Annotated in this window: 22 protein-coding genes; 1 reads left to right on the top strand and 21 read right to left on the bottom strand. The window is 42.1% G+C overall.

The window, feature by feature from the left end:
- Positions 1–126: 126 nt before the first annotated feature.
- The 19 genes from hisIE to copZ form a co-directional block, all read right to left on the bottom strand.
- Entirely contained in the window at positions 127–744 is a 618-nt protein-coding gene (hisIE, locus tag ACFQZ9_RS15660; protein ID WP_498944514.1) for a bifunctional phosphoribosyl-AMP cyclohydrolase/phosphoribosyl-ATP diphosphatase HisIE, read from the bottom strand.
- Positions 741–1,502, bottom strand: coding sequence for an imidazole glycerol phosphate synthase subunit HisF (gene hisF, locus ACFQZ9_RS15655; RefSeq protein ID WP_198310443.1), 762 nt, complete (start codon positions 1,500–1,502; stop codon positions 741–743). Before hisF ends, hisIE begins: the two co-directional genes overlap by 4 nt.
- Positions 1,493–2,230, bottom strand: coding sequence for a 1-(5-phosphoribosyl)-5-[(5-phosphoribosylamino)methylideneamino] imidazole-4-carboxamide isomerase (gene hisA / locus ACFQZ9_RS15650; RefSeq protein ID WP_498944513.1), 738 nt, complete (start codon positions 2,228–2,230; stop codon positions 1,493–1,495). Before hisA ends, hisF begins: the two co-directional genes overlap by 10 nt.
- Positions 2,227–2,853, bottom strand: a complete 627-nt coding sequence (gene hisH / locus ACFQZ9_RS15645; RefSeq protein ID WP_498944512.1) for an imidazole glycerol phosphate synthase subunit HisH — start codon at positions 2,851–2,853, stop codon at positions 2,227–2,229. Before hisH ends, hisA begins: the two co-directional genes overlap by 4 nt.
- 96 nt (positions 2,854–2,949) lie before the next feature.
- The gene (gene hisB, locus ACFQZ9_RS15640; RefSeq protein WP_026575951.1) at positions 2,950–3,537 is read right to left on the bottom strand and encodes an imidazoleglycerol-phosphate dehydratase HisB; all 588 of its coding nucleotides are present in this window, start codon (positions 3,535–3,537) and stop codon (positions 2,950–2,952) included.
- A 127-nt stretch (positions 3,538–3,664) separates the two neighbouring features.
- Positions 3,665–4,933 (bottom strand): histidinol dehydrogenase, encoded by a 1,269-nt coding sequence (gene hisD / locus ACFQZ9_RS15635; RefSeq protein ID WP_498944511.1) that lies wholly within the window; start codon positions 4,931–4,933, stop codon positions 3,665–3,667.
- Positions 4,933–5,574, bottom strand: coding sequence for an ATP phosphoribosyltransferase (hisG, locus tag ACFQZ9_RS15630; RefSeq protein ID WP_498944510.1), 642 nt, complete (start codon positions 5,572–5,574; stop codon positions 4,933–4,935). The genes hisD and hisG overlap by 1 nt, the downstream gene beginning before the upstream one ends.
- Positions 5,567–6,751, bottom strand: coding sequence for an ATP phosphoribosyltransferase regulatory subunit (locus ACFQZ9_RS15625; RefSeq protein ID WP_498944509.1), 1,185 nt, complete (start codon positions 6,749–6,751; stop codon positions 5,567–5,569). Before ACFQZ9_RS15625 ends, hisG begins: the two co-directional genes overlap by 8 nt.
- 174 nt (positions 6,752–6,925) lie before the next feature.
- Positions 6,926–7,453 carry an acyltransferase gene (locus ACFQZ9_RS15620; protein ID WP_198310450.1) on the bottom strand — a complete coding sequence of 176 codons (528 nt, stop codon included), beginning with the start codon at positions 7,451–7,453 and terminating at the stop codon, positions 6,926–6,928.
- 5 nt (positions 7,454–7,458) lie between these two features.
- Complete coding sequence (gene ppaX / locus ACFQZ9_RS15615) at positions 7,459–8,103, bottom strand: pyrophosphatase PpaX (protein ID WP_498944508.1); 645 nt, start codon at positions 8,101–8,103, stop codon at positions 7,459–7,461.
- Positions 8,104–8,122: 19 nt separating this feature from the next.
- On the bottom strand, positions 8,123–8,944 hold the full coding sequence (gene lgt / locus ACFQZ9_RS15610) for a prolipoprotein diacylglyceryl transferase (RefSeq protein WP_498944507.1): 822 nt from the start codon (positions 8,942–8,944) through the stop codon (positions 8,123–8,125).
- A gap of 21 nt (positions 8,945–8,965) precedes the next feature.
- Positions 8,966–9,901 (bottom strand): HPr(Ser) kinase/phosphatase, encoded by a 936-nt coding sequence (hprK, locus tag ACFQZ9_RS15605; RefSeq protein ID WP_133333966.1) that lies wholly within the window; start codon positions 9,899–9,901, stop codon positions 8,966–8,968.
- A gap of 458 nt (positions 9,902–10,359) precedes the next feature.
- Positions 10,360–10,719: a phage holin family protein gene (locus tag ACFQZ9_RS15600; protein ID WP_498944506.1), complete on the bottom strand. Its 360-nt coding sequence runs from the start codon at positions 10,717–10,719 to the stop codon at positions 10,360–10,362.
- Between the two features lie 53 nt (positions 10,720–10,772).
- Complete coding sequence (locus ACFQZ9_RS15595; protein ID WP_498944505.1) at positions 10,773–11,903, bottom strand: DUF4097 family beta strand repeat-containing protein; 1,131 nt, start codon at positions 11,901–11,903, stop codon at positions 10,773–10,775.
- Positions 11,904–12,044: 141 nt separating this feature from the next.
- Complete coding sequence (uvrA, locus tag ACFQZ9_RS15590) at positions 12,045–14,921, bottom strand: excinuclease ABC subunit UvrA (RefSeq protein WP_198310455.1); 2,877 nt, start codon at positions 14,919–14,921, stop codon at positions 12,045–12,047.
- Between the two features lie 8 nt (positions 14,922–14,929).
- Positions 14,930–16,909, bottom strand: coding sequence for an excinuclease ABC subunit UvrB (gene uvrB / locus ACFQZ9_RS15585; protein ID WP_498944504.1), 1,980 nt, complete (start codon positions 16,907–16,909; stop codon positions 14,930–14,932).
- A 316-nt stretch (positions 16,910–17,225) separates the two neighbouring features.
- The gene (locus ACFQZ9_RS15580; protein ID WP_232490062.1) at positions 17,226–17,459 is read right to left on the bottom strand and encodes a DUF2198 family protein; all 234 of its coding nucleotides are present in this window, start codon (positions 17,457–17,459) and stop codon (positions 17,226–17,228) included.
- Between the two features lie 145 nt (positions 17,460–17,604).
- On the bottom strand, positions 17,605–20,016 hold the full coding sequence (locus tag ACFQZ9_RS15575) for a heavy metal translocating P-type ATPase (RefSeq protein ID WP_498944503.1): 2,412 nt from the start codon (positions 20,014–20,016) through the stop codon (positions 17,605–17,607).
- Positions 20,017–20,101: 85 nt separating this feature from the next.
- A complete protein-coding gene (gene copZ, locus ACFQZ9_RS15570) occupies positions 20,102–20,308 on the bottom strand; it encodes a copper chaperone CopZ (RefSeq protein WP_198310459.1) in 207 nt (68 codons plus the stop codon).
- A gap of 295 nt (positions 20,309–20,603) precedes the next feature.
- Here copZ and ACFQZ9_RS15565 point away from each other — a divergent pair, with 295 nt between their 5' ends.
- A complete protein-coding gene (locus tag ACFQZ9_RS15565; protein ID WP_498944502.1) occupies positions 20,604–21,668 on the top strand; it encodes a YncE family protein in 1,065 nt (354 codons plus the stop codon).
- 72 nt (positions 21,669–21,740) lie between these two features.
- Here the strand turns inward: ACFQZ9_RS15565 and ACFQZ9_RS15560 are convergent, their stop codons facing one another.
- Both ACFQZ9_RS15560 and ACFQZ9_RS15555 read right to left on the bottom strand, forming a co-directional pair.
- Entirely contained in the window at positions 21,741–23,126 is a 1,386-nt protein-coding gene (locus ACFQZ9_RS15560) for a 4Fe-4S binding protein (RefSeq protein ID WP_498944501.1), read from the bottom strand.
- Entirely contained in the window at positions 23,110–23,514 is a 405-nt protein-coding gene (locus tag ACFQZ9_RS15555; RefSeq protein WP_498944500.1) for a hypothetical protein, read from the bottom strand. Before ACFQZ9_RS15555 ends, ACFQZ9_RS15560 begins: the two co-directional genes overlap by 17 nt.

Genomic DNA, 23,514 nt, shown 5'->3' with positions numbered 1-23,514 from the left:
ATGTAGTATAACATAATAGGGGCTTGTACGAGAAGAGCCTGGAAAGCAAAGACAGGAGAGAATCGACAAAACTCGGGCGGTGACAGGCACCGCCCGAATTTTGTCGAAAAGAAAAAACCAGTCAACTTATGACCGGTCTTTGTGTCTTTCTTCTAAGGTTTTTAATACTTCTTTAAAAGGAAGTTCTTGTTCGACCAATAAAACTTGAAGGTGGTAGAGTAGGTCTGATGCTTCCCACTTTAGTTCTTCGTGGCTGCGATTTTTTGCTGCAATGATCACTTCCGCTGCTTCTTCTCCTACTTTTTTCAAAATCTTATCGACGCCTTTTTCAAAAAGGTAGGTCGTATACGCCCCTTCCGGACGTTCCCGCTGCCGGTCTAAAATCACTTTCTCAAGTGTTTGGAGAATTTGATAATCGCCCAAACTTGATACGCCTTCATATACTCTTTCGGAAAAACAACTAACCGCACCAGTATGGCAGGCTGGACCTTTTGGATAAACAAGTACTAGAAGCGCATCTTGATCACAATCATAGTTAATACTCACTACAGACTGTGTATTTCCGCTTGTTTCCCCCTTATGCCAAAGCTCTTGGCGCGAGCGACTGTAAAACCATGTTTCTCCTGTTTCCAATGTTTTTTTGAGCGATTCTTCATTCATATAAGCAAGAGTTAATACTTCTTTTGTACCCGCATCTTGGATAATTGCGGGTACAAGTCCCTTTTCATCAAAAATCACCTTCATCTTACTGTCACTCCCTTTTCCCTTAAGTAGCCCTTCACTTCATGTACCGACGTTTCTTTATAGTGAAAAATCGAAGCAGCAAGTGCCGCATCCGCTTTTGCTGTTAAAAATGCATCTTCAAAATGGGCTGCATTTCCAGCTCCGCCTGAAGCAATAACCGGGATCGATACAGCATCGCTCACAGCTTTTGTCAGTTCAAGGTCAAAGCCATTTTTCTCGCCATCGCTGTCCATACTCGTTAATAAGATTTCTCCAGCACCAAGGGCAGCGGCTTCTTGTGCCCATTCTACTACTTTTTTATCTGTTGGTGTGCGGCCGCCATGGGTATAAACACGCCACGTCCCGATCTCTTCATCAAATTTTGCATCAATGGCAACAACGATACACTGAGATCCGAAAAAATTAGCGCCTTCTTCAATCAGCTTCGGATTTAAAACGGCAGCTGTATTTAATGATACCTTGTCTGCGCCGGCCCGAAGAATTCGTTTCATATCCTCTAAAGCATTGATTCCCCCACCAACCGTAAAGGGGATCGCAAGCTCGGAGGCAACTGCTTTTACAACTTCAACCATCGTTTTTCTTCCTTCAACTGATGCGGAAATATCAAGAAATACAAGTTCATCAGCACCTTGTTCGTCATAAAATCTCGCTAGTTCCACAGGATCACCGGCATCGCGAAGCTCGACGAACTGGATTCCTTTTACAACCCGGCCTTCTTTTACGTCCAAACAAGGAATTATTCGTTTTGTTAAGGCCATACTCTCACCTCGTCAAGTGCTTCCTTTAAAGTAAACCGTTTTTCATAGAGGGCCTTTCCAACAATCGCACCGCTTACGCCCTGATAGGAAACCGATTTTAAGGCACTGAGATCAGCTAAACTGCTCACGCCTCCGGAAGCAATCACATTTTTGCCCGTCACTTTTGCCAGTTCGCAAACCGCGGCAATATTTGGTCCGGCAAGCGTTCCATCCGTGGCGATATCTGTAAAAATGAACGTCTCGGCACCGGCTTCAGCAAACCGCTTGCCTAAATCAACTGCCTTTACCTTTGATGTATCTAGCCAGCCATGTGTTGCCACAAAGCCATCCTTTGCATCTATGCCGATTACAATTTGCTCTCGGTATTTTTTTATCATTTCAATTGCAAAATCAGGATTAGAAACGGCAATGCTTCCAATAATCACCCGATTTACCCCATTTTCTAAGTAGTGGGCGATATCTTCTTCAGAGCGAATGCCGCCGCCAATTTGAATATTCACCGACAATTGCTTTGCTGCCTCAATAACAAATCCGTCATTAACGCGTTTTCCATCCTTTGCCCCATCAAGGTCTACCATGTGAATCCATTCTGCCCCATCTGCCGCAAATTGTTGTGCCATCGCAAAAGGGGAGTCCCCATAAATCGTTTCTTTTTCGTAATCTCCCTGAAGAAGGCGTACGCATTTTCCGCCCCGCATATCAATCGCAGGATAAATTGTGATACTCATCGCACAGCCTCCTTTTTATCAACCAATTGTAAAAAATTATTTAAAAGTGCCATTCCAAGCTTACTGCTTTTTTCCGGATGAAACTGCATTCCAAAGATATTATCCCTGCCAACAACCGCAGATACTTCCTCATGGTAGTTTGCCTTCGCCAATAATACATCCGAGTCAGCTGCGTCCACATAATAGGAATGGACAAAATAAACATAATCCTCTTCAAGATTTTTTAAAAGAGGCGAAGCTTTTACAAATTCAAGGCGGTTCCAGCCCATATGGGGAACTTTGTAAGTTTCATTTTCTGCTGTTTTCCCCGGGAACCTGCGTACTTTCCCAGGTAAAAGAGCTAAGCCTTTCGTTGGCCCATTTTCTTCACTTTCTTCAAAAAGAAGCTGCATGCCAAGGCAGATGCCAAGAAGCGGTTTTCCTGTTGCGGCAAATTCTTTAATCGTTTCCACTGGCAAGAGCTCCATTGCGTCTCGGAACGCACCGACGCCCGGAAGAATTAACGCATCTGCTGCGAGCAATTCACTTTTTTGGGCGGAAATAAAATAATCTGCGCCTAAACGCTCAAGTGCCTTACTGACGCTAAAAAGATTGCCCATTCCGTAGTCGACAATGCCAATCATTAAGTACACTCCCTTCGATGTTTGTTGCATTTGATGATTCGCGGATAACAGCGTAGGTCCGCGGATAAAAACAAACTTAATGTAATTTTATACTCTTTATAACATCCCTTTTGTCGATGGAACCCCTTTGATACGTGGGTCAACCGTCGTCGCTTCATCAAGCGCCCTGCCCAATGCTTTAAAAACAGCTTCGATCATATGGTGTGTATTTTTTCCGTAATGTACAATGACATGAAGGTTCATTCGCGCCTCAAGTGCCAGCTTCCATAAAAACTCATGGACGAGTTCGGTATCGAAAGTCCCTACCTTTTGACCTGGGAACTCCGCACGCATTTCAAGATGCGGGCGATTGCTGAGATCAACGACTACTTGAGCTAGTGCTTCGTCCATTGGGACAAATGCATTTCCATAGCGCTTGATTCCCCGCTTATCACCAAGTGCTTCCCGAAGTGCCTGTCCGAGACATATTCCGATGTCTTCTGTGGTATGGTGATCATCAACTTCGATATCGCCCTTTGCATCCACCATAAGATTAAATTGCCCATGTTTTGTAAATAGGTCAAGCATATGTGTAAGGAATGGCACCCCTGTTTCAAGTTCTGAATGCCCTTCACCATCGATTGCTAAAGAAAGTTTAATTTGTGTTTCATTTGTTTTCCGTTCAATTCCTGCCACTCTTTCCATGAAGGGGCCTCCCACGTTGTTTTTTATTCTAAATTTATTCGAGAATCCACTGCTTATTTGCGAATCCAAGACTTATATTTGCAGATTGCCTGGGTTTATTTGCGAATAGCAAAAAATTGTCCCAAAGTTAGTTTTTCAGTCTTATTTCCACTGCCCTTGCATGTGCTTCTAGCCCTTCCATACGGGCAAACGCTGCAATTTTTGCACCGTTATCCCTTAAAGCTTTTTCACTGTAAACAATGACACTGGATTTCTTTTGAAAATCATCCACATTTAACGGGCTGGAAAACCGTGCTGTTCCATTTGTCGGTAATACATGATTCGGACCGGCAAAATAATCGCCCACCGGCTCTGAACTGTATCGTCCAATAAAAATCGCCCCTGCGTGACGGATTTTTCCAAGTAGCTCCATTGCATTTTCCGTGATAATTTCTAAATGTTCAGGTGCTAGGACATTGATTGTCTCCACTGCCTGATCTAGATTTGCCGCCACATAAATGACACCATAATCTGCAATGGAACGCGCAGCAATTTCTTTTCGCGGCAGCAAATCCAGCTGCTTTTCAACCTCCAAAGAAACCTCGTCTGCCAATCGTTGTGATGGTGTAACCAAAACACTGCAGGCACGTGGATCATGCTCTGCCTGTGATAATAAATCTGCTGCAATCTCTTCGGCCCTAGCTGTTTCATCCGCAAGAACTGCAATCTCACTAGGTCCGGCTATCATGTCGATATCGACATCACCAAAAACTTCACGTTTTGCCAGAGCAACAAATATATTCCCTGGTCCGGTAATTTTATCAACAGCCACAATTGAGGCTGTTCCATAGGCAAGTGCAGCAATCGCTTGTGCCCCGCCGACCTTATAGATTTCCTTCACGCCTGCTTCATTTGCGGCAACTAAAACGGCTGCAGGCAGCTTCCCTTCCTTGTCGGGCGGCGATACCATAACAATCCGTTTAACCCCTGCGACTTTAGCCGGAATCACATTCATCAGCACCGAAGAAGGGTATGCGGCGGTTCCACCCGGTACATAGACGCCCACGGAATCAAGCGGTGTGATTTTTTGTCCTAAGATTGTTCCATTTTCTTCTGTTGTCATCCAGGAAGGACGCAGCTGTTTTTCATGGAAGGAGCGGATGTTTTCCGCTGCTTCCCGAACAATTGCAACAAAATCCTCATCCACCGACTTGTAGGCTTCCGCGATTTCCTCTTCCGTTACGGAAAAAGAAGCTAATTGTACACGGTCAAATTTTTCTGTAAACTCCCGTAACGCTTCATCGCCGCGGGTGCGGATATCGGAGAGAATATTTTTTACAATCGACAGCTGTTCCGACGTACCGGTCTCAATCGAACGTTTAATGGAAACCAAATCATCCACTTTTTGAATTTTCATTATAAATCCACCTCCGCTGAAACCACTTCTTTTAGCCTTGATACGAGTTCATTTATTTTTACATCCTTAATTCGATAACTAACAGGATTGACGATGACCCGTGAAGTGACATCGACAATTCGTTCATATTCCACAAGACCGTTTTCTTTTAATGTCCGGCCGGAAGAAACGATATCTACAATCCGATCGGATAAACCAATAATCGGGGCAAGTTCAATCGATCCATTTAAACGGATAATTTCCACTTGCTCGCCCTGCTCGCGGAAAAAGGCGGCGGCTACTTTTGGATATTTTGTAGCCACTTTTGGGGCTACATCGTTCATTTTCGTGTTTGGGAGACCAGCTACTGCCAAATAACAGCTGCTGATTTTTAAATCAAGTAGTTCATAAACATCCCGATCTTCTTCAAGCATAACATCCTTCCCAGCAATACCAACATCGGCAACCCCATGTTCCACATAGGTAGGGACATCCATTGGTTTTGCTAAAATAAATCGCAGGCCCTCTTCCTCAATATCGATTATCAGTTTGCGGGAATCGTCAAATTCCGGTGGCAGCTTATAACCTGCTTTCCTAAGTAAAACAACCGCCTCTTCAAAAATCCGTCCTTTTGGCATTGCAATCGTTAGTAAATCACTCATCTGCAGGCTCCTTTCCTGCTTTTCCGATTAAATAAATGGTATTAGAAAATTTCTTTGAAAAAGCATCAAGATTTTTAACGCCAGAAATATCCTGGAGCACGACACGCTCTCCCTGCCCCTGCATTTTTTGGGCTAACTTAATGCCCTCCTTCCGCCGTTCCTGACTGAAGAAAATGCATTGTAGTTCATTTGGGGTTTCAAATTCACCCATTGCTTCCAATATCCGGTCGAGTTGAAGTGCAAAACCAGTCGCACTTGCTTTTTTACCAAACTTCTCAATTAAACTATATCGTCCGCCATTTCCTATTGGAAAACCAACATTACCTGCATAGGCTTCAAAGAAAATCCCGGAATAATAACTCATATGGCTGACAAGGGTCAAATCAAACCTTACTTGATCCTGTACACCGTAGTCACGGAGGACCTCCCATAATTCTTTGAGCTGAAGGATGGCTTTCTTCCCTTGTTCGTTTTCGATTAAATCGAGCGCCATGCCTATTACTTCTTCCCCGCCGCGTAATTCGAGGAATTGCAGAAGCCTTTGTTTATCAATTGAGGACAACGAAAGCGAAGAAATATGCTCGCGATACCCTACATAATTTTTTTCAAATAAAAATTTCCTTAATGAATCTGCCCGTTCCTCTGTACCTAATATTTGTAAAAATAATTCCTCGGTAAAGGACGCATGGCCAATCGATACTTGAAACTTCTCCAAACCGGATTGTTTTAAAGAGGAGGCCAGAAGAGAAATCACTTCACCGTCACACGAGATGGTCTCATCATTGATAAACTCGACGCCAATTTGTTCAAATTCAGCTGGCCGTCCTCCTTCGCGCCGTTGAGCTCGATAAACATTGGCAGTATAGGCTAACCTTAATGGCAGGTCATCCTGCAATAGCTTCGAGGCAGCGACACGCGCAATCGGTGCGGTCATCTCTGGCCTTAATACAAGCGTATGCCCTTCTTTATCCAGTAATTTAAAAAGCTGACGATCGGGAATGGCGGATGCCGCTCCAACCGTTTCATAGTATTCAAGAGTTGGGGTCTCCATAAATTGATAGCCCCAATACTTAATTGTCTCAGCTAACAAAGATTGAACATGATGTTTCTTTTCAAATAACTCCGGGAGAGTATCTCTCATGCCCAAAGGCTTTTCAAACATAAACAAACGGCTCATTACTATCATCCTTTTTATGGTAATCCTTTAGTCTGCTAATATGGTAGTAAAGTAAAGTAAAGTTATTAGTAGTTTACCCCTAGCTTAGCGGTTCGTCAACGAAAAAATCTTATGAATAGTCTGTACTATAGAAAAGAGCCTAGTCTAAAAACCGGGCTCTATCTTAAAACTTATTTATTTTTGATAAATTGGGTCATCTGCCCATCTTTTTTCAAGTTCTTCCTTTGTGTAGATGACGCGCATGGGGTTTCCGCCAACAAAGCTTCCAGGAGGTACATTTTTATGTACAAGGGTTCCGGCTGAAACGATAGCCCCGTCTCCAATTGTGACGCCAGGGAGAATCGTCGAATTCGCGCCAATCATGACTTCACTGCCAATGTCGACTGGGCCAAGCCGATACTCTTTGATTAAATATTCATGGGCCAGGATGGTGGTATTGTAACCAATCACCGTATTGCGGCCGACGCTGATCTTTTCCGGGAACATAACATCAAGCATCACCATTAAGGCAAAGGATGTTTGCTCCCCCACCTTTACCCGAAGAAAGGTACGGTACAGCCAATTTTTCATTCCGAGAAACGGCGTATAACGGGCCAGCTGAATGACAATAAAATTTTTGACCACCTTCCAAAATGGCACGGTCTTATAAACATGCCATAGGGAATTCGCCCCTTCAACCGGATAGCGGGTTGTATTTCTCATCCTTCTCACTCTCCGAGAATGGTTAATAAGTCTGCCATGTTCTCTAACATGTAATCTGGTTCATATTTAGCAAGATAGTCTCGGCCTTTAATGGTCCAAGCAACTCCTGCTGTTTTTGTTCCGGCATTTTTCCCAGCCAAAATATCATGGAAATTATCTCCGACCATGATGGTTTCCTCAGGTTGGGAATTTAATTGCTCCAACGCTTTAAGAATCGGTTCCGGATCTGGTTTCACTTTTGTCACATGATCCATCGCAACTACAACATCAAAATATTGCTCCAGCTTCATTAAGCGAAGACCCTTTAAACTCGTATCATGACGCTTGGTTGTGACAACTCCAAGCTTATAGCCTTTTTCCTTCAAAGTACCGATGGTTTCCAGCACATTAGGAAATTCCTTCACAAGCAAATCATGGTTGGCAAGATTATAGGTCCGATATTCCAAAATCATTTCCTCAACCCGGTCTGGGTCAACGGTTGAAAATGCCTCATGAAGGGTAGGACCCATGAATGGAAGGACGTCTTCTCGTTTATATTTGTTTGGATAATATTTTTCAAGTGTGTGTAAATAAGTCGCAATGATTAATTCATTCGTATCGATTAATGTCCCATCTAAATCAAATAGAAGGGTGGTAATGTTGCTCATCATGGTTGCTTCTTACACCGCCTTATGAAATGGATTGATCTAAATAACGCTCTTCTGACAGATGCTTTTTTCGTCGAATCAGCAGGATTGCCACCGCACCAATGACCAGGACAATGGAAATCATTTGCGCCATTCTGAGGGTACTCGTCAGCATAAGACTGTCAGTCCTCATTCCCTCAACGAAGAAACGACCGACGGAATACCAGATAACATAGGAAAGGAATAACTCCCCACGGCGCAGATTAACACGGCGAAGCAGCATTAATAAGATAAAGCCAATAAAGTCCCAGACAGATTCATATAAAAATGTCGGATGATAATAAGTTCCATTAATATACATTTGATTGATAATGAAGTTTGGTAAATGTAAATTTTCTAGGAAGCTTCTTGTGACTTCCCCACCATGAGCTTCCTGGTTCATAAAATTCCCCCATCGGCCGATGGCTTGACCAAGGATGAGGCTTGGAGCAGCAATGTCGGTAATTTTCCAGAAGGAAATTCCCCGCTTTTTCGCAAAAACATAGGTGGTAATCACAGAACCGATGAGGGCTCCATGGATGGCAATCCCGCCATTCCATATGGCTGGAATCTCAGTTGGATGCTGGGCATAATACTTCCATTCAAAAATCACATAATAAATCCGCGCTGAAATAATCGCAATCGGGATCGCCCAGAGCATTAAGTCTGCAAAGGTATCCTTTGGCAGGCCGCGGCGATTCCCCTCCCTGATGGCAAGGAACAATGCAAGCGCTAACCCTGAACCAATAATAATTCCATACCAATGCACTTGAATAGGTCCAAGTGTAAAGGCAATGGGATTAAGCGGCTGAATATTTTCTTTCATGTTCTAGTCTCCTTATTTCCCTTAAATGTCTTCATGTTCCCCTTCTTCAATGACCTCGGAGAGACGCTCAGTAAATTGCTGGGCGGCATTTACACCCATCCGTTTAAGCCGGAAGTTCATCGCAGCAACTTCAATTATTACGGCAATGTTTCGTCCGGGGCGAACAGGAATAGTCAGTTTGGTGACATCCGTATCAATAATTTTCATTTTTTCTTCATCTAAACCTAGGCGGTCATACTGTTTTTGAGAATCCCAATTTTCGAGACTAATGACGAGTGAAATCTTTTTGTTACTGCGGACAGCTCCCGCACCAAATAACGTCATAACATTGATGATTCCGAGCCCGCGGATTTCTAATAAATGCTCGATTAATTCTGGAGAAGTTCCAACAAGGGTATCTTGATCCTCTTGGCGGATTTCAACACAATCATCTGCCACTAAGCGGTGTCCGCGTTTCACCAATTCCAAAGCAGTTTCACTTTTACCAACGCCACTTTTACCAGTAATTAACACCCCGACGCCGTAAATATCGACTAATACACCGTGAACAGCGGTCGTTGGTGCAAGTTTACTTTCTAAAAAATTGGTTAACCGGCTGGAGAAACGAGTTGTTTTCATACCACTGCGGAGGACAGGAACAGATTCGCGTTCGGAGGCTTCAATCAGTTCTTGAGGAACCTCTAATCCACGTGTGACAATGATTGCCGGAGTAATATCGGTGCATAGCTGTTCCATTCGGGACATGCGTTCACTTGGTGTGAGTTCCTCAAAAAAGGAAAGCTCTGTTTTTCCTAACAGTTGGATTCGCTCTGCAGGATAAAACTCAAAGTATCCAGCCATTTCAATTCCAGGGCGGGAAATATCACTTGTGGTAATCGGGCGATTAATTCCTTCTTCACCACTCATAAGTTCTAGATGAAATTTTTCTAAAATTTCCTTCGTGCGTACCTTTACCAAGTAGGTTCCTCCTTTTTTAGAAAAGCGCAAACTTCTAATGATGTTGATGATTTGGTTATAAGTGCTGATGCTAGCGGTATTAATTAAAATAAGTTTCCTCTTATTTTAGCATTTTTTAAACAAGAACCAAATAATTTAGACAACTTCTCTGAAATGACGCCATAGAAGAAAAAAAACTAATAGATGCAACTCTATTAAATATCCCATGACCTTGTCCATTTACAAGCAAAAAAATAGCGCAGAGTCGCCTCCCGCGCTATTTTTTCATTTGGGTGTTAAAAAACAATGTTGATTTTTGAACAACGTTGATTGGAGCGGAAGGCACGAAGACTCCTGTGGGAGTACAGAACAGGGGAGACCCCGCATGAGCGAAGCGACGAGGAAGCTCCCCGGACCGCCCACGAACCGCTTGTGCCTGGAGCGGAAATCAACACCTAAGTTTAACAGCCTTTTTCATTTTAATGTTTTTTAGAAGGTTCCAGAATGGTTTTTTGAATAATCAGGTTAACAATTGCCATGATAACGGCAGCAAACAAAGCCATTCCAAAGCCGGATATCTCAAAAGCCGGTCCCATAATGGCATCGGTAATCTCAAGAGTAAGCGCATTAATCACAAACAAAAATAAACCAAGTGTTAAAATGGTTGCCGGCAGGGTTAACAGGATTAACAGTGGGCGTACCAAAATATTTAGTATGGAGAGCAGAAAACTTGCTTGAAGGGCAGCTGTAAAACCTGCCAGTTGGATACTTTCGCGAAAATATCCGGCAAGCGCCATAAATAAAATAGCATTAATTAGGACTCCTATCAGCCATCTCATCTTCTTGCATCCTGCTCATTTGGTAATAATGTTTCTTTCATGTAAACTCCCACCTATTTAAATGGAATAACTCCGTCTGATTTATGAATGGTAATAGAACCCGTTTTTGTGTCGGCAAATACCTTTAACTGTCGGTCAGGATGATTAATCGATTCGAAACGCAGTAATTTTTGTATCATCTCGCTTTTTTCCTCGAGAATTTGGACCCCCTCAAGCTTCATATTAAAGCCGCCGAGATTGGTCTTTAATTCCCCATTAACTGGAACACCCTCCGGAACATATAGATCAATACTGCCTGTGGTTGCCTTTGCTGAGATTAACTCACAGCGACTGCCATTCAGGCTGTAAGTTACATTGCCATTGAATGTTTGCGTTGCCATCTTTCTAAAATTCCCATCCAGCTTAATTGCTCCATTAATGGTCTCAGCCTCAATATCATCAATAATACTATTTTGAAGCTTTATATGACCATTGGCTGTTTCGATTTCCGCCCGCTTTCCAGTTACCTTTGCTAAGTCAATTTTACCATTAGCGGTTTTGACGCGAAAATCTGTTACATTCAATTCTTCACCTGAAATCGGTCCATTAAACATTCTCACACGAATTCGTTCATACTGTGCCTGCGGGATATACACAACCGCATCGACCTTCATCCATTTTTGCTGCGTCGTAAAGCGTAGTTTTTCCCCTTCAATGGCAAAAATGACATCCTTTAAGAAGTTTTGTCTTGCCTGTTCAGGTGTATCAACCCGATATACCTTTGCCTGACATTCAATCCGAACATCCTTCTGATCCCACGCAGCAATTTTTAATGAGCCGTTCGCCACATCCAAATCCATATCCTTTAAATAAACGTCGCCATGATGAAAAATATGGGAGATTTCTACGGATTGTCCGAAGTTTAAATCGAGATCAAAGTCTTTAATTTTTTTCAAAGCGGAATCAACAAACTCAAATATTTTATCTTTTGTAGACTGGAACCTATTTCCATTTGCATATTCTTGATTTTCCTTATTCGCTTCCTCAAACTTGACTGCAGTGGAAAGCTCACGAACGATTTGTTCCTGTTTTTGCTCCATGGTCTGCTGTGCCTTTTCTAGCTCCTCAAGCAAGGATAGTGCCTCGTCAACCTTCAATTTCCCCTCTTCAACCATTTGTAAAATCCGTTTTCTTTCCTCTTTCATGTTTTTCACCCCGAATCATTTATTCTATTCATCTTATTCCGTTCTTGGGATTTTTACGCCTTCCCTACTACTTTATTAATACGAATTGAGTGGAATTAAAGTTTCAGTTTTTCCCAAGCAAAAAAGCTAGGGCACTTAGCCTTAGCTTTTTGCAATCATTTCTTTTTCATCAATTTGCTTTTTCATCCGCAGGCGGTCACGTTCAAGAATTGGTTTTAAATATTTCCCTGTATAGGACTCAGGGACCTCTGCGACTTTTTCCGGTGTACCGGTCGCCACAATGGTACCGCCCTTGTCGCCACCCTCCGGACCTAGATCAATTAAATAATCCGCTGCTTTAATCACATCAAGATTATGCTCGATAACAAGAACGGTATCGCCATTCTCTACCAAGCGCTGAAGCACAACAAGCAACCTAGAAATATCATCGACATGCAAACCAGTAGTCGGCTCATCCAAAATGTAGAAGGACTTTCCAGTTGAACGTCGATGCAGCTCTGAAGCCAGCTTCACCCGCTGCGCTTCCCCGCCCGATAAGGTTGTTGCGGGCTGCCCTAATTTGATGTAGCCAAGACCCACATCCAAAATCGTTTGCAGCTTACGGCTGATTTTTGGAATGTTCTCGAAAAATTGAACGGACGCTTCCACGGTCATATCTAATATGTCGGCAATGTTCTTTCCTTTGTACTTTACTTCAAGTGTTTCACGGTTATAGCGTTTCCCATGGCACACTTCACAAGGAACATACACATCAGGTAAAAAGTGCATTTCAATTTTGATAATCCCGTCACCACGGCAGGCCTCACAGCGGCCGCCTTTAACATTAAAGCTGAAACGGCCTTTTTTATAGCCGCGGACCTTCGCCTCATTCGTTGTCGCAAAAACATCGCGAATATCATCGAATACACCTGTGTACGTCGCCGGGTTCGAACGCGGGGTTCTGCCGATTGGCGATTGGTCAATATCAATGACCTTTTCTAAATAGTCAATCCCCTTAATACTCTTATGCTCACCCGGCTTCGTTTTGGCGTGATGCAGCTTTTGCGCCAGTGATTTATGAAGGATTTCATTAATCAACGTACTTTTTCCTGAACCGGAGACACCGGTAACTGCGATAAACATTCCAAGTGGAATTTTCACATTGACATTTTTTAAATTGTTTTCCGAGGCCCCTTTAATTTCAAGAAAACGACCGTCAGATTTTCGTCGTTCAAGTGGCAGCGGGATAAATTTCTTTCCTGATAAATACTGGCCGGTTAAAGAATTAGGATCCGCCATCACTTCCTCCGGTGTACCAGCAGAAACCACTTCCCCGCCATGCACCCCTGCACCTGGACCGATATCAATTAAGTAATCCGCTGCGAGCATTGTGTCCTCATCATGTTCGACGACAATCAGTGTATTTCCAATATCGCGCATGTTCTGCAAGGTTCCAATTAAACGGTCATTATCCCGTTGGTGCAGTCCAATAGAAGGTTCATCAAGAATATATAAAACCCCGGTTAACCGTGAACCAATTTGGGTGGCTAAGCGAATCCGCTGTGCCTCACCACCGGAAAGAGTTCCCGCTGTACGGCTGAGGGTTAAATAATCAAGACCGACGTTGATCAAAAATCCTAAGCGCTCGCTAATTTCACGAAAAATTAATCTGGCAATTTGCATCTCTTTATCTGAAAGATGCAATCCGGAGAAAAATTGATGTGCTTCTTCAATCGAAAGATCGGTAATTTGGGCAATATGCCTGCCGGAGATTAAGACAGCGAGACTTTCTGGTTTTAGACGATACCCCTTACAAGCCGGGCATGGCTGCTGCCCCATGTATTTTTCCATCTGTTCACGAATATAATCGGAACTTGTTTCTTTATAACGGCGCTCAACGTTTCGGAGTACGCCTTCAAATTCAATATGCCCTTCACGGATTTGTCCGAAATCATTTTCATAGCGAAAATAAATTTTTTCACGGTCAGATCCGTATAATATTTTATCCATTTGGTGTTTTGGAATATCTATAACTGGAATATTCATATCGATACCATAATGATCACAGACTGCCTCAAGCAGCTGTGGATAGTATTGCGAGCTGGTCGGTTCCCACGGGGCAATTGCATGCTGTTTTAGCGTTAAGTCCTTGTTTGGAATCACAAGGTCAACATCGACCTCAAGCTTCGAGCCGAGCCCGTCACACTGAGGGCAGGCACCAAATGGGCTATTAAAAGAAAACATTCGCGGCTCTAATTCCCCAATGGAAAAGCCACAGTGCGGACAGGCATGGTTTTCACTGAATAATAGTTCTTCCTCCCCTATAACGTCGACAATTACTTTTCCACCGCCGAGTCCTAAGGCCGTTTCAAGGGAGTCAGCTACCCTTGAAGAAACGCCTTCTTTAACGACAATCCGGTCCACAACTACTTCGATGGAATGCTTTTTATTTTTTTCCAGCTCAATTTCATCACTGAGATCCAGCATTTCGCCATCGACCCGGACACGAACAAAGCCTTGCTTTTTAATATCCTCGAACACCTTTACATGTGCTCCCTTACGGCCAGATACAATCGGGGCAAGGATTTGCATTTTCGTGCGTTCCGGAAATTCAAGAATTCGGTCCACCATTTGCTCGATCGTTTGTGATGAAATCTCAATTCCGTGAATCGGACAAGTGGGATGGCCAACTCTAGCAAACATCAGTCGTAAGTAATCATAAATCTCGGTTACTGTTCCTACTGTTGACCGCGGATTTCGGCTTGTGGTTTTTTGATCAATCGAGATTGCCGGGGATAATCCCTCAATCGCATCGACATCCGGCTTATCCATCTGTCCAAGGAATTGCCGGGCATAGGCGGAAAGGGATTCAACATAACGGCGCTGACCTTCTGCATATATCGTATCAAAGGCAAGCGAGGACTTTCCTGACCCGGAAAGTCCCGTTAAGACCACTAGTTTATCTCTCGGAATAGTAACATCTATATTTTTAAGATTGTGAGCCCTTGCTCCTTTTACAATAAGTTTTTCCATTGCCATGATTAACGTTATCCTTCCGCTTTCAATTCTAAAATTAAATCACGAAGCTCGGCAGCACGCTCGAAATTAAGTGCTTTGGCAGCTTCTTTCATTTCTTTTTCCATATCGGCAATTAAGCGCTCTTTTTCTTTCTTGGACAGCTTGCCAAGTGCTGCTGCCGGTTTGTAGTCTTCCTGCTCCTCAGCCGCATGCGTGGCACGAATAACATCACGAATATCCTTCTGAATCGTCTGTGGTGTAATCCCGTGCTTTTGGTTATATTCCTCCTGGATCTCACGACGGCGTTTCGTTTCACTGATTGCCATTTCCATTGAATTGGTAATCCGATCAGCATACATAATTACCTTTCCATTGGCGTTCCGCGCAGCACGGCCAATCGTTTGGATTAAAGAGCGTTCGGAACGGAGGAAACCTTCTTTATCCGCATCTAAAATAGCTACAAGCGAAACCTCCGGAATATCGAGACCTTCCCTGAGCAGGTTAATTCCGACGAGGACATCATATTTACCAAGACGCAGCTCGCGAATAATTTCAATCCGCTCGAGCGTTTTAACTTCTGAATGAAGGTATTGAACTTTAATGCCGATTTCTTTTAAGTAATCGGTTAGGTCCTCGGACATTTTTTTCGTTAATGTTGTAATTAGCACACGTTCATTGCGCTTCACCCGATCCTGGATTTCACCGATTAAATCATCAATCTGCCCCTCAATTGGACGAACTTCAATTGGTGGGTCTAACAAGCCGGTCGGCCGAATAATTTGTTCAACCATTTCCGGTGTATGCTCCAGTTCGAAGGGACCAGGGGTGGCGGACACAAAAATAATATTGTGAATATGCTTTTCAAATTCATCAAACGTAAGCGGCCGGTTGTCTAATGCGGAAGGCAGGCGGAATCCGTGTTCAACGAGCACTTCTTTCCGCGCTTTATCCCCATTAAACATTCCTCTGACCTGCGGCAATGTCACGTGTGATTCATCAATAACCATTAAAAAATCCTCAGGAAAATAGTCTAATAGGGTGTAAGGTGTCGAACCTGGCGGCCGTAATGTTAGATGGCGCGAATAGTTCTCAATACCTGAACAAAAGCCCATCTCCCGCATCATTTCCAGATCGTAGCGTGTCCGCTGTTCGATTCGCTGTGCTTCAAGCAATTTATCATTTTCCCGAAGGACCTTTAGGCGTTCCTCGAGTTCTTTTTCAATGTTTTCAATGGCAATGCGCATTTTTTCTTCTCTTGTAACGAAGTGGGAGGCAGGGAAAATAGCAACATGGTCCCGTTCTCCGATAATTTCTCCTGTTAAGGCATCTACTTCACGGATCCGGTCGATTTCATCGCCGAAAAATTCAACGCGCATACAGTGCTCATCCCGTGAAACGGGGAAGATCTCGACCACATCACCGCGGACACGGAATGTTCCCCGTTTGAAATCGATGTCGTTTCGTTCATATTGGATATCGACGAGACGATGGAGCAGCTGGTTGCGTTCAATTTCCATCCCTGTTCGAAGGGAGAGTACCATTTCACGATATTCCTCTGGCGAACCGAGACCATAAATACACGAGACACTGGCAATGATAATGACATCGTTTCGCTCAAAAAGCGACGAGGTTGCTGAGTGCCGCAATTTATCAATTTCATCGTTAATGCTTGCATCTTTTTCAATAAATGTATCAGTCTGTGGAACATAGGCTTCCGGCTGATAGTAATCATAGTAGCTGACAAAGTACTCCACAGCATTGTTTGGGAAGAATTCCTTAAACTCACTGTACAGCTGGCCGGCCAAGGTTTTATTGTGGGCAATCACAAGGGTTGGCTTATTTACCTCTTTGATGACATTGGAAATCGTAAACGTCTTACCCGTCCCTGTTGCTCCTAAAAGGGTTTGATAACGTTTATTTTCATGGATTCCTTGCACTAATTGACGGATAGCTTCCGGTTGATCGCCCTGCGGCGAATATTTAGATACTAATTCAAATTGGTCCTTCACAAAATTTCCCCCTAAATACAATAGGTTCGATTCATTACTTTTCTGCCTTTTAAAAAAGTCTCGGACCGGTTGCGGCTGAAAAGTGATTCTTTCCATAATATATTACCATCTTACCACAAAACCCCAAAAACAAACCAATAATATGCGAACGAATATTCGTTTTTTTTGAGATTACCATTATATTTGGTGTTTTTCTTCGGAAATTTCTAGTTTATTTGCGAATTTTATCTACTTATTTGCGAATTGTCCCCCTTTATTTGCGGATCAAATTAAAAAGTCTGCCAAATCTCGATTTGGCAGACTATAAAAGCAGTATCTAACTTTTTTTTATTATTCTCGGCTTCATTTTTGCAGCCAGCCAAAAACCGGCCGTTAATGATAAAGCATCAATGATAATAAGCGGTAATGTGTTGGTATAACCTTTATAAGCAGAGGCAGCAATAAGTGCGACGGTTAATGCAAGACCAATAAGCCGATTGTAAGTGACCCGGGTAAATAATAAAACGAGTAAACCCGGCAAAATAAGTGCCGATAAATATTCAATCACCAATGGGTACACCTCATTCATTTCTTTCTGTTAATTAATTCTAAAAATTTATTCACAAAATTGCAACAGAAAAATGAATTTAGCTCTTGAAATTCCGTATTTCCTTAAGGATTTCACCGTCAAAAAGGCGTGGATCATATCCACACCTTTACAATTTAACCTTTTGCAACCGCAATGCATTTAAAACAACCGAAACGGAACTGAATGCCATTGCTGCCCCTGCAAGCCATGGAGCAAGGAACCCAAGGGCAGCGACAGGAATACCAAGTGTGTTATAGGCAAGCGCCCAGAAAAGATTCTGTTTAATATTGAGAATCGTCTTTTTACTCATAAAAATGGCATCAGCAATACTATTTAAATCCCCGCGAATCAGCGTAATATCAGCTGCTTCCATCGCCACATCCGTACCAGTCCCAATCGCCATACCGATATCGGCAATAGCAAGGGCGGGTGCATCATTGATTCCATCTCCGACCATGGCAACCTTCTTACCTTGTGCCTGCAGCTTCTTTATTTCATCCGCCTTCCCTTCAGGAAGTACCTCGGCAATTACCCGTTCGATCCCAACCTGAGCTGCAATTGCATTCGCGGTTTGCTGATTATCTCCTGTAATCATAATCACTTCAATTCCCATATTTTTCAGGCGGCTGATCGCTGTTTGGGATGTTTCTTTTATCGTATCCGCAACGGCCACAATCCCAGCAAATTGACCATTTATTGCTGTAAGCATTGCAGTCTTTCCTGCCTTTTCTAAAGCATCCATCTGATCAAGAGCGTTTTCCGCAGATACATTGAACTTTTTCATTAACTTTCTTGTTCCCACCAGCATCTCTTTTCCATCGACAATTGCTTTTATACCAAATCCAGGTATCGCTTCAAATTCCGTTACATCCTTTAAGGCAATTCCTTTATCTTTAATTCCTTGAACGATTGCTTGAGCAAGCGGGTGTTCGGATTGTTTCTCAGCAGATCCCACAAGTGATAAAAATTCTTCTGATTGAGAGTTGTATGTGAAATCATCGGTTAAAACCGGTGTTCCATTTGTAACTGTGCCAGTTTTATCGAGAACAACAGTAGAAATTCTATGCGTCATTTCCAAGTGTTCCCCGCCTTTAAACAGAATTCCATATTCTGCTGCACGCCCTGAACCAGCCATAATCGAAGTTGGTGTTGCCAATCCCAATGCACACGGGCAGGCAATTACGAGAACAGCAATCAACTTCTCCAAAGCCTCTGCAAAATCCCCGGGTGTTACGAAAAAATACCAAACAACAAAGGCTAGGACGGCAAGTGCCACAACAATAGGGACAAATATGCCGGAAATTTTATCAGCTAGACGTTGGATCGGCGCTTTTGATCCCTGGGCTTCTTCCACAACTTTAATGATCTGTGCCAAAGCTGTATCCCTGCCAACTTTTGTTGCTTCCACTTTGAGAAATCCATTTTTATTGATGGTAGATCCAATTACCTCATCACCAGGACTTTTATCAACAGGAACGCTTTCACCTGTTAACATCGACTCATCAATAGCCGAACGGCCCTCAATTATCTTTCCATCGACTGGAATCTTCTCACCGGGTTTAATATGAAGGATATCCCCAACGATTACTTCCTCAATCGGGACCTCCTGTTCGATTCCTGCTCTTTCAACCATTGCTGTTTTCGCTTGAAGCCCCATCAATTTCTTAATCGCTTCAGATGAACGACCTTTTGCTTTCGCCTCAAACAGCTTTCCAAGAATGATCAATGTAATCAGGATTGAACTTGTTTCATAATAAAGCTCCACTGAATGCCCGTGACTTCCGATGGATGCAATAGATAGATATAAACTATAAAAATAAGCAGCGGAAGTTCCCAGTGAAACGAGAACATCCATATTGGCACTCTTATTTTTTAAGGCTTTATAGGCACCAACATAAAACTGTTTCCCGATAATAAACTGAACTGGAGTGGCCAAAGCTAATTGAACCCACGGATTCATAAACATTTCCGGAACCCATATGAATGAAGTGAAGCTGAAGTGACTTACCATTGCCCATAAAAGCGGGATTGAAAGGATACTCGAAAAGAGAAACTTCCCTGTTTGTTTTTCAATTTCCTTTTGCCGATAGTCAATCGTATCTTTTACATCTTCCTTTATATGAGCACCATAACCGAGGGTTTCCACCTTTTGAATGATTTCACCCGTTGAAAGAACCGCACTATTGTATTCCACTGTCGCTTTCTCAAGCGCTAAATTCACATTTGCTTTTACAACACCATCTAACTTATTAAGGCCTTTTTCAATTCGGGTCGCACAAGCGGCACAGGTCATTCCGGTGATATCAAATTCAGTTTTTTCCTTGATAACCTCGTATCCTAAATCCTTAATCTTCTTTTCAATTTCCTCCACCTTGACTTTTTCGGGATCATATTTAACATTGGATCTTTCTAAGGCCAGATTCACATTTGCAGTTTCAACGCCTTCTAATTTATTAAGACCTTTTTCAATTCGAATGGCGCATGCTGCACAGGTCATTCCAGAGATTTGTAAATTGGTCTCTTTTATATTTTGACTCATAAAAGCCAGCTCCTTATACCCTGTATAGGTATATATTTTTGTGAAAAGGAACGTGCTAGGAGCTAGCACGTCTTTTTCACAATCTTTATTTCACATCATAACCTTGGTCATCGATGGTTTCCTTAATTTTCTCTAATGAAACTTCTTGTGAATTAAACTCCACATCTACTTTTGCTGCTTTCAAATCGACCTTAACGGAACTGACACCGTTAAGTGCACCGACGCTTCCTTCTACTGCCTTTACACAATGACCGCAAGACATTCCTATAACATTTAATGATACCTTTTCCATTATGTTCATTCCCTTCGAATATTTTATTATATTTTCCCTTGTTTTTATAATACTATACCCCCCTACCCTATGTAAAGCCCAATTTTATAATTAATTTATATTTTTTTAACAGCATTACTACAAAAATAACTTTATCAGATAAATATCAAGAAATAATGCATTTTTGATTTTGTCAAAAATTCGCCAAAACTCACGTACATTTATAGCCGACTATTGTAACATTTTTATCAAAATCCATACTTTCTGCAAATTTAATCATTATCATGGTATTGAAATTGCAAAGGAGGAAAAATCATTGAAAAAATATTTAGCTTTATTTTTTACCAGCATGTTAATTTTGTCATTATTTCTTGTAGGGTGTGGAAATACAACCAATAAGGAAAATGGAAAAACAGAAAAAACTCAGGTATCAAAAACAAATCAGGAAGCTCGATTCCTCTTTACAGCAAATGAAGGTGGAAGTATTTCAAAAATAAGCCCGAATGAGCAAAAGGTTATTTCAACCTTTAAATTTGAAGGAGCCGTTCATAATATTCAGGTGTCGCCTAATGGAAAAGTGGTAGCTGCTACGGTTATTCCAGAAATGATGAATGGGCATGGCCATGACGATTCTATGGATATGACAGGAAAAGCAATATTCTTTGATCCAATTCAAGATAAGATTATTAAAGAGGTAAAAGTAGGCAACCATCCTGCGCATATCGTCTTTACGGAAAATGGGAAGTACGTCATGGTTACAAACAATGAGGATAATACAGTTTCAGTGATTGATGCTAAGAATTATGCGATAGTTAAAACCATTCCGACCGGAAAGGGTCCGCACGGATTCAGAATATCAAAGGATAGCCAGTTCGCCTATGTGGCAAATATGGGGGAGGACACTGTGAGTGTTCTAAACCTTCAAACCCTGAAGGAAGACAAAAAAATTAAAGTTGGAGAAACACCCGTCACGACTGGAATTACAACGGATGGTAAGACATTAGTTGTAACATTAAATAAAGAAAATGCCTTAGCCATTGTAGATTTAGCTTCAGGAAAAGTAGATAAAGTCAGAGTTGGGAACGGTCCTGCACAGGTTTATATTGGACAGGGCGATCAATTTGCTTACGTTGCTAATCAAGGAACAGAAGATGCTCCTTCACATTCTTTAACTAAGGTAGATTTAAAATCTAAACAAGTGGCTGCAACGATTGAAACGGGCAAAGGCTCACATGGGGTCGTAACGAGTCCAGACAATAAATTAACATATGTAACCAATATGTTTGAAAATACCGTGAATGTTATCGACAACTCCCAAAATAAGGTGATCAAGACGATAAACGTTGGAAAAACACCAAACGGAATTAGTATCATGCCGTGATTCCCACCGCATGCGGAATTAAAAGAACCTTAGCCGAATGAATTGATCTTACAGGCTAAGGTTTTTAGTGTTTCAGACCCTGTGCATCATTGGGAGTGAGAACAAATAAATATTTGCTACTGCAAGTATTACCATTAAAGTATAATACGGCATCAATACTTTAAAAGATCCTTTGTTGCCAATTCGATAAGCTGTATAAATGGAACCAATCATTCCAATCACGATAATAATATACTGGAGCATTTGAACGGATGAAGCCGGAGCAAAAGCTAAATCGCCTCTCGTCACATTCAATCCAAATAATCCCGCGGTATTATACCAGATAGCCTTTCCTTCTGTAATGATATGAAATAAATTATGAGCAAGATGTCCGGCTAAATCTAATGGAATGATTGCATAACCGAATCGAATAAAGTTTTTCTTTACCTTCTCAACAGAACCACCTGTTAAAGTAGCAATTTTTGCTGTTGCAAATAATAGGCAAACTGGGATGGCCATTGAAATAATAAAGGCAACCGTAAAGTTTACATTGTAATGATCTGTACCCGTTACAGTACCAATTGCTTTTAAAATATCCTGCCAAATCGCCACCATTGTAATGTTTTGAACAAACACAATTCCCATAATGACGGCGGCTAAGAAGGTATGTTCTAGTCTCGGTTTTTTAATTCCCCATAATTCCGATGTAGGAACTCTTGGAGAAATTCGAATCGAGTTATTAGGACAAGATTTTACACAATTTCCGCATAAGTTACAATCAGCCGATGAATCCATTGTCCGTACAAATTGAAACATTGGGCAGCCTTCTGCCTTATCGTTCCCTTTAAAACAGGGCTGAGTTTTACACGTCTTACAAATCTCCAGAGTACCGCGAAGTTCTAATGAACCGGAACGTGAATAGTTACCAGATAATCCTCCTAGGAAACAAAGAGTCTTACAGAATGTTCTTCTTTCATAGAAAACGGATGTCCCAACCACCATAGTAACAAGTAATAGTAGTAAATAACCTGACCCTCTTGGTGATTCAACAATTCCCCAAATATGATCGCTATAGGTAATCGCGATAAAAAAAAGGTCAATCATCCAAAGCCCATATTTTCTTAAAAACTTCGGCATCGGCCGATTGCTGCCAATCGTTTTTCGAACAATATCGCTCAATTTGCCAAATGGACAAATCGCACACCAAAACCTTCCGATTACGAGGAAAAAGATTGGGATTAGCGGCCACCATAAAACCCAGGTTAACGAAGTTCCGACATTTCGTGTTGGGTCAACGGTTCCGGCAACTAATTCATAAACAATAACGGAAAAAACGGTGAGGACGATCCATTGAAAAATGCCTGGATACCATCGGCTTTGAATAAATTTTTTTATAATCGGTATGGATAATAGATTATAAGGCTGCTTTTCTTTCATCCGTTTTTTCTCTTTATCTAATTGATTACTTGGAATTGCCATTAGAAACATCCTTTCTTCTAAACCACTTATTCCATATTCCAATCACAATAAACGAAAGATTAACTGCACCATAAGTACCCAACACCTTTAAATTGGCTGGTTTTTCAATTACTGGTCCATGGGAGTGTCCACTGCCCTCCATGTCCATTCCTTCCATATCATGATTGTCAGTGCCTTGGTCCCCGCTCATATCCATTCCTTCCATATCATGACTGTCAGTGTTGTGTTCCCCGCTCATGTCCATTCCTTCCATGTTGTGCTCGGAATGTTCATTTCCGTTAGGGCTTGATGTAGATTGCATCTTTTGATCCCCTTCATGTGCCATAGCCATTCTTCCACCCGAAAATACAATAACCAGAATAATCATCAACAACCATTTAACTTTCAA

It is taken from the genome of Neobacillus sp. GCM10027624, assembly GCF_042675345.1.
GTDB classification, from domain to species: Bacteria; Bacillota; Bacilli; order Bacillales; family Cytobacillaceae; genus Neobacillus; species Neobacillus cucumis_D.
Note: the sequence above shows the minus strand (reverse complement) of the source record. Positions and strands in the feature narration are given on the sequence as shown.

Bases quoted from the DNA above. Each gene is read 5' to 3' on its own strand.
- hisIE (WP_498944514.1), bottom strand. From the start codon at position 744: ATGAAGGTGATTTTTGATGAAAAGGGACTTGTACCCGCAATTATCCAA.
- hisF (WP_198310443.1), bottom strand. From the start codon at position 1,502: ATGGCCTTAACAAAACGAATAATTCCTTGTTTGGACGTAAAAGAAGGC.
- hisA (WP_498944513.1), bottom strand. From the start codon at position 2,230: ATGAGTATCACAATTTATCCTGCGATTGATATGCGGGGCGGAAAATGC.
- hisH (WP_498944512.1), bottom strand. From the start codon at position 2,853: ATGATTGGCATTGTCGACTACGGAATGGGCAATCTTTTTAGCGTCAGT.
- hisB (WP_026575951.1), bottom strand. From the start codon at position 3,537: ATGGAAAGAGTGGCAGGAATTGAACGGAAAACAAATGAAACACAAATT.
- hisD (WP_498944511.1), bottom strand. From the start codon at position 4,933: ATGAAAATTCAAAAAGTGGATGATTTGGTTTCCATTAAACGTTCGATT.
- hisG (WP_498944510.1), bottom strand. From the start codon at position 5,574: ATGAGTGATTTACTAACGATTGCAATGCCAAAAGGACGGATTTTTGAA.
- ACFQZ9_RS15625 (WP_498944509.1), bottom strand. From the start codon at position 6,751: ATGAGCCGTTTGTTTATGTTTGAAAAGCCTTTGGGCATGAGAGATACT.
- ACFQZ9_RS15620 (WP_198310450.1), bottom strand. From the start codon at position 7,453: ATGAGAAATACAACCCGCTATCCGGTTGAAGGGGCGAATTCCCTATGG.
- ppaX (WP_498944508.1), bottom strand. From the start codon at position 8,103: ATGATGAGCAACATTACCACCCTTCTATTTGATTTAGATGGGACATTA.
- lgt (WP_498944507.1), bottom strand. From the start codon at position 8,944: ATGAAAGAAAATATTCAGCCGCTTAATCCCATTGCCTTTACACTTGGA.
- ACFQZ9_RS15600 (WP_498944506.1), bottom strand. From the start codon at position 10,719: ATGAGATGGCTGATAGGAGTCCTAATTAATGCTATTTTATTTATGGCG.
- ACFQZ9_RS15595 (WP_498944505.1), bottom strand. From the start codon at position 11,903: ATGAAAGAGGAAAGAAAACGGATTTTACAAATGGTTGAAGAGGGGAAA.
- uvrA (WP_198310455.1), bottom strand. From the start codon at position 14,921: ATGGCAATGGAAAAACTTATTGTAAAAGGAGCAAGGGCTCACAATCTT.
- ACFQZ9_RS15575 (WP_498944503.1), bottom strand. From the start codon at position 20,016: ATGAGTCAAAATATAAAAGAGACCAATTTACAAATCTCTGGAATGACC.
- copZ (WP_198310459.1), bottom strand. From the start codon at position 20,308: ATGGAAAAGGTATCATTAAATGTTATAGGAATGTCTTGCGGTCATTGT.
- ACFQZ9_RS15560 (WP_498944501.1), bottom strand. From the start codon at position 23,126: ATGGCAATTCCAAGTAATCAATTAGATAAAGAGAAAAAACGGATGAAA.